General features: G+C 41.6%; 14 protein-coding genes and 1 pseudogene. All 15 read right to left on the reverse strand.

Annotated elements, in window-relative coordinates:
- Window positions 1-22: 22 nt before the first annotated feature.
- Window positions 23-499, reverse strand: a complete 477-nt coding sequence (gene greA / locus ACO1D1_RS18315) for a transcription elongation factor GreA (RefSeq protein WP_149871077.1) — start codon at window positions 497-499, stop codon at window positions 23-25.
- Window positions 500-649: 150 nt separating this feature from the next.
- Window positions 650-1,285 (reverse strand): uridine kinase, encoded by a 636-nt coding sequence (gene udk, locus ACO1D1_RS18320; RefSeq protein ID WP_149871078.1) that lies wholly within the window; start codon window positions 1,283-1,285, stop codon window positions 650-652.
- A 1-nt stretch (window position 1,286) separates the two neighbouring features.
- Window positions 1,287-2,504 carry a peptidase U32 family protein gene (locus ACO1D1_RS18325; RefSeq protein ID WP_423336814.1) on the reverse strand — a complete coding sequence of 406 codons (1,218 nt, stop codon included), beginning with the start codon at window positions 2,502-2,504 and terminating at the stop codon, window positions 1,287-1,289.
- A gap of 70 nt (window positions 2,505-2,574) precedes the next feature.
- Entirely contained in the window at window positions 2,575-3,504 is a 930-nt protein-coding gene (locus ACO1D1_RS18330; protein ID WP_149871080.1) for a peptidase U32 family protein, read from the reverse strand.
- Entirely contained in the window at window positions 3,501-4,151 is a 651-nt protein-coding gene (locus tag ACO1D1_RS18335) for an O-methyltransferase (protein ID WP_149871081.1), read from the reverse strand. The genes ACO1D1_RS18330 and ACO1D1_RS18335 overlap by 4 nt, the downstream gene beginning before the upstream one ends.
- 245 nt (window positions 4,152-4,396) lie before the next feature.
- Window positions 4,397-5,533 (reverse strand): endolytic transglycosylase MltG, encoded by a 1,137-nt coding sequence (gene mltG, locus ACO1D1_RS18340; RefSeq protein WP_149871082.1) that lies wholly within the window; start codon window positions 5,531-5,533, stop codon window positions 4,397-4,399.
- A 176-nt stretch (window positions 5,534-5,709) separates the two neighbouring features.
- Entirely contained in the window at window positions 5,710-6,009 is a 300-nt protein-coding gene (locus tag ACO1D1_RS18345; protein WP_149871083.1) for a DUF1292 domain-containing protein, read from the reverse strand.
- 12 nt (window positions 6,010-6,021) lie between these two features.
- Window positions 6,022-6,438 (reverse strand): Holliday junction resolvase RuvX, encoded by a 417-nt coding sequence (gene ruvX, locus ACO1D1_RS18350; RefSeq protein WP_149871084.1) that lies wholly within the window; start codon window positions 6,436-6,438, stop codon window positions 6,022-6,024.
- A gap of 3 nt (window positions 6,439-6,441) precedes the next feature.
- Window positions 6,442-6,708 (reverse strand): IreB family regulatory phosphoprotein, encoded by a 267-nt coding sequence (locus ACO1D1_RS18355; RefSeq protein WP_149871085.1) that lies wholly within the window; start codon window positions 6,706-6,708, stop codon window positions 6,442-6,444.
- Window positions 6,709-6,783: 75 nt separating this feature from the next.
- Window positions 6,784-9,420 (reverse strand): alanine--tRNA ligase, encoded by a 2,637-nt coding sequence (alaS, locus tag ACO1D1_RS18360; RefSeq protein WP_149871086.1) that lies wholly within the window; start codon window positions 9,418-9,420, stop codon window positions 6,784-6,786.
- A 334-nt stretch (window positions 9,421-9,754) separates the two neighbouring features.
- Window positions 9,755-10,819, reverse strand: coding sequence for an AI-2E family transporter (locus ACO1D1_RS18365; RefSeq protein ID WP_149871087.1), 1,065 nt, complete (start codon window positions 10,817-10,819; stop codon window positions 9,755-9,757).
- 87 nt (window positions 10,820-10,906) lie between these two features.
- The gene (locus tag ACO1D1_RS18370; RefSeq protein WP_149871088.1) at window positions 10,907-11,041 is read right to left on the reverse strand and encodes a YrzQ family protein; all 135 of its coding nucleotides are present in this window, start codon (window positions 11,039-11,041) and stop codon (window positions 10,907-10,909) included.
- A 23-nt stretch (window positions 11,042-11,064) separates the two neighbouring features.
- Window positions 11,065-11,256, reverse strand: coding sequence for a hypothetical protein (locus tag ACO1D1_RS18375; protein WP_149871089.1), 192 nt, complete (start codon window positions 11,254-11,256; stop codon window positions 11,065-11,067).
- Between the two features lie 11 nt (window positions 11,257-11,267).
- Window positions 11,268-11,744, reverse strand: coding sequence for a PRC-barrel domain-containing protein (locus ACO1D1_RS18380; RefSeq protein WP_149871090.1), 477 nt, complete (start codon window positions 11,742-11,744; stop codon window positions 11,268-11,270).
- Between the two features lie 33 nt (window positions 11,745-11,777).
- Window positions 11,778-14,188, reverse strand: a pseudogene (locus tag ACO1D1_RS18385) (ATP-dependent RecD-like DNA helicase).
- Window positions 14,189-14,222: the final 34 nt, after the last annotated feature.

The following is a 14,222-nucleotide window of genomic DNA, read 5'->3' on the forward strand; positions in this document are numbered from 1 at the left end:
AAATGAATAGTTATAAAACCGACTAATTTATGCTGACAATCCGGACGCTCATTTCACCGCCTGGAGTTTGAACGGAGACTTGGTCGCCCACCTTTTTACCTAAAAGGCTTTTAGCAATTGGCGAGTCGTTTGAAATTTTTCCTTCAAACGGATCTGCCTCGGCACTTCCAACAATTGAGTAAGTTTCTTCTTCTCCATCAGGAAGCTCAACAAATGTTACCGTGCTGCCTAATGAAACAGAATCGCCGGCCATTTCGCTTTCAGCGATAATTTTGGCATTGCGAATCATATTCTCTAATGTTGTAATTCGTCCCTCAACAAACGCTTGCTCTTCTTTCGCGGAATCGTATTCAGAGTTTTCTGATAAGTCTCCGAAACTTCTGGCAATTTTAATTCTTTCTACTACCTCTTTACGTTTTACTGATTTTAAATATTCCAGTTCTTGTTCAAGTTTGTCTTTACCTGCTTGTGTCATTGGGAATACTTTCTCTGCAGCCAAAACCCTCACTCCTTCTAGTCTTCACAATACCCCATTCGAATTGTGTATATACTGTATGTAGTTTGTTTGCCTATGCAAATACATAGGAGCGCGTCCTTATATAGGGCGCGCAGGTTAAATATTTATTTTATCTTTTCTTTTGCTATTGTGTCATAAAAATGACTTTTGTTCAAGAATTGTTTGAATTTTTGTGACCATTATATCTATGGCAACATGGTTTTGCCCGCCCTCAGGGATAATCACGTCTGCATAGCGCTTAGTTGGTTCAATAAACTGATTATGCATTGGACGAACCACATTTAAGTATTGTGCGGTAACAGAGTCAAAAGTCCGCCCGCGATCTTTAATATCGCGTGTCAGCCGACGGATGATTCTTAAGTCAGCATCCGTGTCAACGTACAATTTAATGTCCATTAAATTGCGGAGACGTTCATCCTCGAGCACCAAAATCCCCTCTAAAATGATAACATCCTTCGGTTCTACGGGAATAACCTTTTCTGAACGTGTATGGATGGCATAATCATAAACAGGTTTTTCAATTGCCTCATAACGCAACAGCTTCTCGATATGTTCAATGAGCAAATCATTATCAAATGCAAGCGGGTGGTCATAATTTGTTTTTAATCGTTCTTCAAAAGGCAGATTGCTTTGGTCTTTATAATAATAATCCTGTTCAAGCACCAAAATGGAGTGATCTTTCAAACTTTCATAAATTGCCTTCGTCACACTGGTTTTTCCGGAGCCCGAGCCGCCGGTTACACCAATAACAACAGGTTTCGCTGTCATGCTAGTTCTCCTTTCGCATCATGTTGTTAGGGTATACCGGTTTGTCCAATTTAAATTGCACAATTTGAAGTGGGTGTCTAGCTGCGTCCAATTCATTCCCTTTTTCATCCCAAATTTTATCAATCACGTGTGTAAAGTTTTGAATTTCCGGACCAAAGAATTCGACTTCTTCCCCTGGTTTAAAATGGTTACGCTGCTGCAATGTAACGATTTGCGTTTCCTTATTATAGTCAAGCACCAGGCCGACAAATTCAAACTTTGTCTTCTTGCTATGATTACCAAACATTTGCTCTTTATACCCTGGAATTCCTTCAAAAAATGCAGGTGCCGTTTCCCGGTTAGCGCATTTATCAAGTTCCTCTAACCACTCGCGCTTAATAACAAAATTCTCAGGATCGGCACAATAAGCATCAATCACTTTTCGGTAAATACTTACCACGGTTGCAATGTAATGAATTGATTTCATCCGGCCTTCAATTTTCAAGCTGTCAATTCCAAGCTCGATCATCTGTGGGATCGCCTGAATGAGGTTAAGATCCTTCGGACTCATTGCGAATGGGTCGTCTCCTTCCTCAAAAAGAGCTACTTCCTGATCGCTGTCCTCAAGCTGGTAAAGATCATAATCCCAGCGGCATGACTGGCAGCAGCCGCCGCGGTTGGAATCCCGTGCTGTCATATGGTTGCTCAATGTACAGCGCCCGGAGTAGGCAATGCACATCGCCCCATGAATAAAGGTCTCAATCTCAACATCGACCTTTTCTTTCATTTCTCTGATTTCTTCCGCACTAACCTCACGCGCTAATACAACACGCTCTGCCCCGGCCTCTTTCCAAAACTGGGCTGCTTTCCAGTTAGAAAGTGATTGCTGTGTACTAATGTGGATTTCTATCTCAGGAGCAAGCCGGCGGCATGTTTCAATAATGAGCGGATCCGCAACAATAATTCCTGCTATTCCAGTCTCTTTTAAGCCAAGAATATACTCTTCCAAGCCGGCTATATTTTCATTATGAGCAAAAATGTTAGTTGTCACATAAATCTTCGCTCCGTATTTCTTAGCGAACTCGACTCCTTCTTTCATTTCTTCAAAGGTAAAGTTATCCGCGTTTGAACGAAGACCATATTCTTGGCCCCCGATAAAGACGGCGTCTGCTCCATAATGAACGGCAATTTTTAGCTTCTCAAGATTGCCTGCCGGCGCAAGGAGTTCCGGCTTCTTCATAATGACACGTTTTCCATCAATGATTTCAGAAATTTTATCATTAACTGTATACACGTTTGAACTCCTCCTTTTAATAAACTGTTTCCTTAAAATAAAACCCTGTATCTAAAGACCGATTTGCTGGCTGGATTTCCTCCATTGCCTCAAGCAGCTCGTCCTTTTTATCCTCATACGCATCCGGATCCTCAAAATATAAATCAATGGCTTCACGATAAAGTTTTGTCACAGCCAAAATATATTCAGGTCCCTTTAAAATCCCATCTATCTTAAAGGAATCGACACCGGCCTCTAACATCTCTTGAAGCTCATCAATGATGCAAATATCATTTGGGCTCATAATATGCGTTCCATTCGCATCTTCAAAAATCGGATACTTATTTTCGCGTTCTTTATCGTGCAAGAACATATTTTTTTCTGCTTTACGGTTTTCGACTTCCATAACCTTTCCTTGATACTCATAATAATTCCCAAGAAGGGTCCGTTTTGATTGGAACATACAGCTCATTCCATGAACCTGTACTTCAATTTCCACTTCAGCATTTTCTTTAATTTCAACAATGGCATCCATGTTGATTTCTCGTGCTAAGACAGCCCGTTTCGCGCCTTTTTCACCCCAATAATTACAAGTAAACCAGTTCGTTCCTGTTGTCTCTGTATTCCAATGAAGCTTCAATTCCGGGGCAACTTCTTTAGCAATCATTAACACCGCCGGGTCACCAAAAATAATCGCGTCCGCTTTTGCCTCAGCGATAAAGTGGACATATTCTGAAAGCTCGTCTATTTTTTCATTGTGAAAAATAGCATTCACCGCTACATAAACTTTTTTCCCCATACCGTGCGCAAGTTCAATGGCCTTTTGAACATCTTCACGATTAAACTCCCCTGCTAATCGTAAGCCAAAGCGCTGCTCCCCGACAACAAAGGCATCGGCTCCTGCTTCTGCAAGTGGCAAAATATCGTTTACCGTCAATGGAGTGACTAGCAATTCTGTTTTTTTCATTTCCTCTCACCTCTCCTTTTGCTGATTGCAACCCCGTCCCCCACAGGCAGGATCACGGAGTCATATTCCGGATGATTTAGTAACCAATGATTAAATTCATCTATTTTTTTCACAAGGTTTCTGATTCTTTTGGATTCAATTACATCTTCAGCTACAAGTCCTTTAAACAGCACATTATCAGTAATAATCATGCCATCGTCTCGAAGATATTTTTCATACATCTCAAAGAACTTTTTGTATTGGCCTTTAGCAGCATCAATAAAAATAGCATCGAATGGTGCCCGCCCTTGAACAAAATTTTCAACCTCAAGAGCATCGCCTTCAATGATCGTAATTTGCTTACCTTTAGGTGATCGACCGATAAATGCTTTTGCAACTTGTATTCTTTCTTCGTCCCGTTCAATCGTAACGATTTCAGCATTAGGCAATGCCTCTGCCATTCGTAACGCCGAATAGCCAATCGCGGTGCCAACCTCAAGAATTCTTTCGGATTGATGGATTCGCAGTAATTGCAGCATGGTTTCAATACCGGCAAGTTCCATAATCGGAACATTATGCTCCTTTGCATAGCTCTCCATCTCGGAAAGCAGGGGAATGCGAGCCGGAATTAGACCTTCAATATAAAAATGCAGCTTCTCATTTAACAAGCTGCCGTCACCTCAATTCATAGAAGCATTTTTACCAAAAATATGCTCTTTAGACATGAAAAAATAGCGTTCACAGAAAATGTTGCAGTTAGCGTAAGGAAGTTTTGGGTTCCGATACGCTATTTTAGGCAGATCCTGCCGCAAATCACCTTACTGTGAGGTACGCTATGAAATACATATTAAAACACCTGAATTATTTTAACATAAAACCAGGGGGAATGCTAACCTTTCCCCCATAAAATCCATTATTTTTTATTGGTAATATGTTTTGCTTTTTCCTGATTATGTTCTTCTAATGTTTTTGTAAAGATAACTGCACCCTCTGCCGTTGCCAGGAAATAATAGTAATCCGTTTCCGCCGGTTCCAGTGCCGCTTCAATAGAAACTTTTCCGGCATTGGCAATCGGACCCGGCGGCAGACCCGTATTTTTATACGTATTATAAGGTGAGTTCACTTCCAAATCATCATATAAAACTTTCTCTTTATGTTTTCCTTGCGCATATAAAACAGTTGGATCGGTTTGTAGCGGCATGCCTATTTTCATTCGGTTATAGAAAACACTTGCGATTGTTTTCCGGTCGGCTTTCCCCGTAGCCTCCTCCTCGATTAAAGACGCCATCGTGAGCAATTGATGAACGGAAAGCTTTTTTTCATTACTTTCCGCCGCATAATCCGCAACCACTGATCTTGTTTTATCAAGCATTGCCGTGACCATTTCATCAACAGTTGGATTTGGCTTATAAAATGGATAGGTCGCTGGATATAAGTAGCCTTCAAGTGGAAATTTTACCGTTGAATGAAGAATTTCATCAGTTAATATATCAGGGTATTTGGCCATTAGTGTACTAATAAATTCTTTATCATTTAATTTATTAAAAACGTCATCTTCTTTTTGGCTTGTTGCTTTTGCCATAATAGCCGCAATTTCCTTCAGCTGCTTTCCCTCTGGAATCGTAATTTTAAAGCTTGCCTTCGCTAGTACTTTACCCGTTTTCAAGCGGCTGACGATTTCAGGAACATCCATCGAAGGGCTAAGCTGATAATCTCCGGCCATAAAGCCGCCTTCATTTTTTAGCTTTACATAATACTTGAATACTTTAGCATTTTTTATAATGCCGTTTGCTACTAATTTTTCTGCAATCCCTGTGACAGATGACCCTAACGGGATTTCGACTGTTTTCTGTTTCTTACTGTTAGCGTCAACAGGTTTAAGTGCTGATTGTATGTAGAGATATCCTCCGCCGCCAATTATGACTATGAATAATACCATTAAGATTGAGATAATTAAAACAATCTTACGAACAATTTTTGCTTCATGGTGCTGCTCAAGCATTTTTTTTCGAATAACCTCTTTCTTTGAGCCCTTTTCGTCTGTTGTCATCTTTTTCCCCCTTCCCATGACCAATGGAACAATAAAATTCGCCCTAATTTTATGTAAATATAAAAAAAGATATCGTAATAATTTCAGCATATACTTCGAAAAATGTCAATTTATCAATGAATTTGTCATATTTTTATATTAAAAAAACCGGTTGCATACGCAACCGATTTGCTTACTTAATGTTCCTCTTGTTCCTCGTTAAAAGTATTAAATACCTCTTCTACCATATCCCACTCTTCGTCCGTTTCGATTTCCATTAATTCTCCGAAACCGCCGTCTTCAGTTGGAATGTATGCATATGTGAGAATATCAATTTCTTCCTCTTCATCCTCATCCGCACCAACCGGATAAAAGAACACATAGGACTTTTCAAATTCGTCTGAATCAAACGTAAAAAGTATTTCAAATAATTGTTCATCGCCATTTTCATCTACTAGTGTGATATAGCGATCCTCATGGTTATGTTCGTGTGTCATATCTTCACCTCATTAATTTTTACTATCAAGATAGCCTTGAAGAATCATCACTGCTGCCATTTTATCGATGACCTTCTTTCGTTTTTTCCGACTGACATCGGCTTCAAGCAATACTCGTTCAGCAGCCATTGTTGTCAGCCGCTCGTCCCATAAAACAGTAGGTACAGCAAACCGGTTCTCGATTTCAGCAGCAAATTGCTGACTGGCTTCTCCGCGCGGACCCACCGTCCCGTTCATATTTTTTGGAAATCCAATAACGACCGTATCGACTTGATACTCACTAATTATTTGACCAATCTCCTCAAAACCAAACTCCTGCTTTTCTTCATTGATTTTGAGGGTTTTAAGGCCCTGTGCCGTCCATCCCAGCTCATCGCTTAGGGCAATACCGACGGTTTTAGAGCCAACATCTAAACCCATTGCACGCATTACTTAACCCTCTCGTTGTTGTTTTAGATAGGATTTGACCAATTCCTCAATAATTTCGTCCCGTTCTAACTTGCGAATGATGTTGCGGGCATCGCGATGCCGTGGAATATAGGCAGGATCGCCCGATAATAGGTATCCGACAATTTGATTGATAGGATTATACCCCTTTTCCTGCAAAGCCTCATAGACTTGAAATAACACATCCTTCACATCATGTTCAAATGGCTCTTCGGGAAAATTAAATCGCATCGTTTTGTCAAATGAACTCACTTCATGCACCTCGCCTTTCTAACAGAGGAGAGAATTGTATTAATTACCTACATTTTACACTAATCTGTCCCATTATCAAATGGATTTTACCCATTCGTCTACGAATTGGAGTGCGGAATCCAATTTTGCAGGATCTTTTCCTCCCGCCTGGGCCATATCTGGACGGCCGCCGCCTCCTCCGCCGCAGCGTGTAGCGACTTCTTTTATAAGTTTCCCGGCATGGTAGCCTTTGTCGATTAAATCCTTTGTTACAGCGGCAATTAGATTTACCTTTCCTTCATGCGCACTGCCGAGAACAATGACAACAGAACCAAGCTTTTGCTTCAGGTCATCTGCCATATTTCTCAAGTTATTCATATCAGCAGCCTGAACCTTTGCTGCTAAGACCGTTACACCGTCAACTTCTTTCGCTTTAGATACAAGGCTGCCCGCTTCAATATTTCCAAGCTTTGTGGCAAGCGATTCGTTTTCCCGCTGCAGCTGTTTCATTTCGATCATTAAACTTTCAATTCGGTTCACAATATCTTTCGGATTTGTTTTAAGCTTCTCAGCTGCATCCTTTAACAAACCAACTTGGTCATTTAATGATTTATAAGCTGATTCACCTGTTACAGCCTCAATTCTTCTTGTTCCGGCACCAATTCCGCCTTCCGAAACAATTTTAAACAAGCCAATAACAGATGTATTAGGAACATGACAGCCTCCGCAAAGCTCTAGGCTGTAATCACCAACCCTAACAACACGGACGATATCACCATATTTTTCTCCAAAAAGGGCCATTGCCCCCATTGCTTTTGCCTCTGCAATTGGTTTTAGGCTGATGTCGACTTCGATATTCCGCCAAATCTTTTCATTCACGATTTTTTCAATCTGTTCCAATTCTTCCGGCTGAATTTGACCAAAATGCGAAAAGTCAAAACGAAGACGGTCAGGCTCGACAAGAGAACCAGCTTGGTTTACGTGCTCGCCAAGCACGTCCTTAAGGGCTTGATGAAGCAAATGTGTTGCTGTATGGTTTTTGATAGTCTTGACGCGGTTCTCGGCGTCCACCTTTGCTGTTACCGGCTGGTTCGTTTTTAATGTACCGCTTTTTACTACTACTTGATGGAGGTTTTGACCATTCGGCGCTTTTTGAACATCCTTAACGGCAACGCTGACACCCTCTCCCTCAATTATGCCACGGTCTGCAATTTGTCCGCCGCTTTCTGCATAAAACGGTGTCACATCGAGAATGAGCTGGACTTCTTCACCGCCTAATGCTTCCTCTACAAGTTCGCCATTCTTAATGATTGCTGCAACAGCTCCGCTAGTCTCTAGAGTATCGTAGCCAGCGAATTTACTTTGGACAGTAACATCGCGAAGTACTCCGCCTTGCACCTGCATGGAATCGACATCTTGACGGGCCTTTCTTGCACGGTCACGCTGCTGCTCCATTTCAACCTCGAAGCCTTGATGATCAACCTTCATGCCTTCCTCTTCGGCATATTCTTCAGTCAGTTCTACAGGGAATCCGTATGTGTCATAAAGACGGAACACATCAGCACCTGTAATCGTACCGCTGCCTTTTTCTTTTTCCTTTTTAATGACGCTTGCTAAAATCGCTAAGCCTTCATGAAGGGTTTCGTGGAAACGCTCCTCTTCATTTTTAATGACCTTTTGAATGAATTCGGTCTTGTCCTTTACCTCTGGATAGAAATCATCCATGATTTCACCGACGACAGGAACGAGTTCATACATAAATGGACGGTTGATATTGATTTGTTTCGCGTAGCGGACAGCCCGGCGCAGCAAACGACGCAGCACATAGCCGCGGCCTTCATTGGACGGCAATGCACCATCGCCAACTGCAAATGCCACCGTACGAATATGGTCAGCGATGACTTTGAATGCGACATCGCGTTCTTTATCAACGCCATATTTTTCACCGGATATTTCCTCGACTGCCCGAATGATTGGAATAAATAAATCTGTATCGAAATTGGTAGGAACATTTTGAACAACAGATGCCATCCGCTCAAGTCCCATGCCGGTATCAATATTTTTCTTTGGCAGCGGTGTGTAGGTACCATCAGGGTTATGATTAAATTGTGAAAAAACTAGGTTCCATACTTCAAGATAACGCTCGTTTTCACCGCCTGGGTATAGTTCTGGGTCGCTTGGGTCATCTCCATACTCCTGACCGCGATCATAGAAAATTTCGGTATTCGGGCCGCTTGGTCCTTCACCAATATCCCAGAAGTTCCCTTCAAGGCGAATAATGCGTTCTTCTGGTATGCCAATTGTTTTATTCCAAATTTCGTATGCTTCATGATCCTCTGGGTGAACTGTCACAGATAATAACTCTGGATTCCAGCCAATCCATTTTTCATCGGTTAAAAATTCCCATGCCCATTCAATTGCTTCCTGTTTGAAATATTCACCGATAGAAAAGTTACCAAGCATTTCAAAGAACGTATGGTGACGTGCGGTTTTTCCGACATTCTCAATATCATTCGTTCTAATAGATTTTTGGGCATTTGTGATACGTGGATTTTCAGGGACTACCCGCCCATCAAAATATTTCTTTAAGGTTGCCACACCACTGTTGATCCACAACAATGAAGGATCATCATGCGGAACAAGAGATGCACTTGGTTCAATAGCGTGTCCTTTTTCTTCGTTAAAAAACTGTAAAAACATCGAGCGGATTTGTGATCCAGTTAAATTTTTCATAGAATTAAGCCTCCTTTTTATAATAAAAAAGCATACAAAAAAGCCCTCATCCCATAGCAGGGACGAGAGCTTGATCTCGCGGTACCACCCTGATTACGAATACAATAAGCTGTATCCATCTCTCAAAAGTGCCTTAACGCGGCACTGACGGCAGTGATTAGCTGCACTCCGGATTAGCTTTCTGTTATCCTTCACCTAGAGCTCCTTTCAGCCGTGGAAGCTCCTCTCTTCTACGCTTTTACACGTTACAGATGGACTATAACATACTTGGGTCCTTCTACATTTTTCAACAAATATTCTATATGACGAATTATAGCCACCCGAAAAACGTTTGTCAATTTGATTCCTTCATTAAATGATTTTTTGCGTGAATGATCCCCACTTTTAGCACAGCCATGATCGGTACCGCCAATATAAGACCTAGAACACCGCCAATTTCTCCGCCTGCCGTTAATGCGGCCATAATGACTAGCGGGTGCATATGCAAACTCTTGCCCACAATATAGGGGGATAAGATATTTCCTTCAAGAAATTGCAGCCCAAACACAATGACTAACGTAATTATCACTAATTTCACCGATGTTGTCGCGGCGATTATGACTGCCGGCACAGCCCCAATAATCGGTCCAAAATAAGGGATTACGTTGGTCGCACCAATAATCAGCCCTAATAATAAGGGGTATTTTAAATGAAAGACCCAAAATAACAGGGCAGAAATACTGCCGATTATGACACAAACAAGGAGCTGCCCCCGAATATAACTGCCAAGGGATTTATCGACATCTTTTAGAAATAATGTCCCCTTCCTGCGCCACTTTTTAGGGGTCATATACCAAACTGCCCGTTTAATTAAGCCAAAATCCTTTAACATATAAAAAGCAATGAAAGGAATAAGCAACATCAATAATGCTGAATTCAACAGGTTCAATAACATATTGACGATAACCGTTAGTAATGAGTCCATCTTTCTCTCGAAGGTATCGATGCCGTCATTCATGCGGGCTTGCAGTCCATCCGGCCATGCCCTTGTATGTGCTTGGAGCTGGTTAATCCAATCGCGGTATTGTTCCGCAAAGACAGGCGCACTCTCGGACAAGTCTTTTAATTGATCAATGATTGCCGGTATCCCTTTATACAATCCCGCGCCGATTCCGCCAAAAAAAATAAAATAAATTAAAATAATTGCAAACCCGCGATGTAGACCTTTTTCATGTAATCTTTCGACGATAGGGTGTAGTAAATAGGTAATAAACCCGCCAATAATAAAGGGAATAATGATGATGGCAGCCATTCTGACAACCGGCATCCACACGAAACTAATTTTTAGAAAAACAAAAATGACAATTAACAAAAGGAGCAAAAAACCGATGCGGTAATACCATTTCATCCGAATATCCACTTTTCATGCCTCCTTTTGGTTAGTTTTGGAGACAATTGGGGAAAATATGCAAATAAAAATCCCCCTCATGCCCGAGGGGGACTACCATTAAAAAATCGCTCGTTTTACTTTCTTTTGCATTCTTTTCATATTGCGGGCAGACATCATATTATTTCGCTGAGCGATATTATAGGCTGCCATTCCCGCACCAAAAGCAATCATCGTTGTCATCATTTTACCCATGCGTCTCACCTCTTTTTTAAAATTTAAAGAGTGTACCGACGTTCTTCTTCTTCAAACAAATCATCCAAGGAACTAAGTGATCCGTCTTCTTCAACTTGATGGGTGTTGATGATTCCCGAGGACACCGAAAGCTCAATAAAACAGTTCCAGCAATAATATTGGTTGATACCAATTTTGCCAATATCTTTACTTTGACAATTGGGACACTTAAACATGAAAAGACACCTCACGTATTATTAACATCTACGATAATGGCATCCTTTCCGATCGCTATGGGCTTCCCGGATTGAATGACTTGTTTGCCTTTCGTGATATCCGAAAAGAAGCCATCCGTGATTTCGTACCCTACGATTGTGCCCACTTCTTCTTGAAAATATACATCTGTTAACAACCCGAGTGACTCCCCGCTCTTTGAGAGCATCATCATTCCGTCTAGTGAATGCTGGTGTGTTAACGTATATTCCGGACTCTCTTTTAACTTTTGTAATAGCCCAGTGTCCTCAATCATAACCCCATCCCAGCCAAATGAGGCCACTTCTTGAATGTCCAGAAAAAAGGATTGTTTGAAGAACACGCCTTTTTTAACCAATAGGCCTTTGACTTTTCCGGTGCTTGAAATACATAGGTCACTAATTTCACCTATTTTTGTTCCGCTTTTCGTTTCAAATACTGGCTGCCCTTTCAATAAAGAAAATGTCCGCAAAGAGTGTCCCACCTCCCGTGAACATTTATAGTTTCAGTCATTTATCATAAAATCATAAGGAGAAACGTTTTCCATCCCAACCATTGGATTTACATGCATTAATTCTTCCTCATAGGACATTTCAATGTCAGTTTGCTCCTCTTGGGAATCGTCCCCTTTTACGGCAATCGATTCCTTAAGTTTTTGGCAGAGCGTCGTTTGCCTCGAGAGCTCATCTGCTCTTTCAACTCCCATTCGAAGGGCATCCTCTTCACCGCATAGAATCAACGATTGTTTACTTCTGGTAATGGCTGTGTAAATTAGATTTCTTCGCAGCATCCGATAATAGCTCCGTGTAATGGGGAGAATAACAATCGGAAATTCACTGCCCTGTGATTTATGGACCGAACAGCAGTAAGCATGGGTGATCTGATTCAAGTCCTGCTTTGTATATTCAACCTCGTTCCCTTCAAAGGAAATGTAAATCATATCCTGTTTCTCTGTGTTTTCTTTCGCATAAATAATCGAAATTATTTCTCCTATATCTCCGTTAAAAACATTGCTTTCCGGCTGATTCACAAGCTGTAGCACCTTATCACCGATCCGATATTTTGCCTCACCAAAGGTAATTTCCTTCCGTTTCCCATCAGGGTTTGGGTTGAAAATTTCCTGGAGCAGCACATTTAAGCGGTCAATTCCTGCTGGCCCTCTGTACATCGGCGCCAGCACCTGTATATCTTTTGCGGAATACCCTTTATTTTTAGCATTAAGCGCTACTTTTTCAACTACTTGGGCCACCTGTGCCGTGGAACATTTGATAAAAGAACGATCCGCCTGTTTGGCGGTAATATTTGCAGGCAGATAGCCCTTTTTAATATCATGTGCCAGTTCAATGATTGATGATCCTTCTGCCTGCCGGTAAATATCGGTAAGACGGACAGTCGGAATCCGCTCTGATTGCAGCAGATCTTTCAATACCTGCCCCGGTCCGACTGATGGCAGCTGATCTTCGTCGCCTACCATGATGACTTGAATATGTTCTGGAAGTGCCTTAAATAATTGATTGGCAAGCCAAATGTCTAGCATCGAAGTTTCATCCACGATTAAGATTTTTCCTTCAAGTGGGCTGGCATCATCACGATCAAAGCCTTCTGATCCGTTAAAACCAAGCAGCCGGTGAATCGTGACGGCAGGTAATCCTGTCGATTCGGTCATTCGTTTGGCGGCTCGCCCAGTCGGTGCTGCCAGTAAAAACGGAAAAGGCTCATCCTTCTTATGGTAATCCTTCAGTTCTAAAGAACAGCCATGCAGTTCTCCGTATAGTTCTACGATTCCCTTAATCACGGTCGTTTTCCCAGTACCAGGTCCGCCTGTTAACATCAGCATCGGTGACATCAGCGCTGTTTGAATCGCTTCTTTTTGTGTTGGTGCATATTGCACGCCAAGACGTTCCTCTAAGCCCCCTAGTGCCAGAAGAAACTCTGATTCAGGGAACTGATCCTTAAATTCTGTTTGCTGTAATATCCGATTAATGCTCGTTACAAGGCCTTTTTCCGCGAAAAATAATGATGGGAGATAAATGCGTTTCTCCTCCACCATTAATTTTCCTTCCTCTTCGAGTTTAACAACCTCATTTGAGATATTTATGTATTCAATTTGATCCCTTTTGTTATCCTCAAGAAGTGCTTTCACTTGTTCGAGTAAATCCTGAGCATGCATGTAAACATGTCCCGTTTGCATGCTTTCACTTTCAAGGGTATAAAGACAGGCAGCTTTGATTCGGTCGGGATGGCTTCCGGTGATTCCCAGCTGGTGGCCAAGCTCATCCGCACGGCCAAAACCAATACCCTCGATATCTTCAACCAGTTTATATGGATTTTTTTGAATGGTTGTAAGTGTTTCCTCTTTATATGCTTGGTAAATCCGCATCGAGATCTGTGGTCCAAAGCCGTATTGATTTAAGGCAACCATTACCTGCTCGAGTCCTTGATGCTCCATCAGAGTGTCATAGAGCATTTTTGCCTTTTCAGGAGGGAGCTTGGGAATAGAATCAAGCAAGGAGGGCTGATTGAGAATCTTGGAAATAGCGTCTTCTCCCAATGTTTCAACGATATTCTCAGCCGTTTTCTTCCCAATTCCTTTAAACATTTCCCCTGATAAATAGGCGATGACTCCTTGTTTAGTCTGGGGCATATCTTTGCGGAAATGATTGGTGTGAAATTGCACCCAAACTTTGGATGTTCCTTAAATTCCCCAAAGAAAATATAGGTTTCCTGTTCATGAATCTTTGGAAAATAGCCGGTAATCACCGCTTCTTTATCCTCATATTGATCGTTTGTTTCATCTACGCGAATTCTTAAAACGGTGTATAAATTTTGTTCATTGTGAAAAATCGTCACAATCGGCCGCCCTTTGACGAACTTCCCCTGCTCCGCGAATAAATCGAGTGAGTCTTGTTTTTCCATTTTGTGCTCCCTCCTTTCGGGTAGAATTGAAAAA

Origin of the sequence: Neobacillus sp. 19 (assembly GCF_049463095.1) — a bacterium.
Taxonomy (GTDB): Bacteria; Bacillota; Bacilli; order Bacillales; family Cytobacillaceae; genus Neobacillus.

Bases quoted from the DNA above. Each gene is read 5' to 3' on its own strand.
- udk (WP_149871078.1), bottom strand. From the start codon at position 1,285: ATGACAGCGAAACCTGTTGTTATTGGTGTAACCGGCGGCTCGGGCTCC.
- ACO1D1_RS18325 (WP_423336814.1), bottom strand. From the start codon at position 2,504: ATGAAGAAGCCGGAACTCCTTGCGCCGGCAGGCAATCTTGAGAAGCTA.
- ACO1D1_RS18330 (WP_149871080.1), bottom strand. From the start codon at position 3,504: ATGAAAAAAACAGAATTGCTAGTCACTCCATTGACGGTAAACGATATT.
- mltG (WP_149871082.1), bottom strand. From the start codon at position 5,533: ATGACAACAGACGAAAAGGGCTCAAAGAAAGAGGTTATTCGAAAAAAA.
- ACO1D1_RS18345 (WP_149871083.1), bottom strand. From the start codon at position 6,009: ATGACACACGAACATAACCATGAGGATCGCTATATCACACTAGTAGAT.
- ruvX (WP_149871084.1), bottom strand. From the start codon at position 6,438: ATGCGTGCAATGGGTTTAGATGTTGGCTCTAAAACCGTCGGTATTGCC.
- alaS (WP_149871086.1), bottom strand. From the start codon at position 9,420: ATGAAAAATTTAACTGGATCACAAATCCGCTCGATGTTTTTACAGTTT.
- ACO1D1_RS18370 (WP_149871088.1), bottom strand. From the start codon at position 11,041: ATGGGTAAAATGATGACAACGATGATTGCTTTTGGTGCGGGAATGGCA.
- ACO1D1_RS18375 (WP_149871089.1), bottom strand. From the start codon at position 11,256: ATGTTTAAGTGTCCCAATTGTCAAAGTAAAGATATTGGCAAAATTGGT.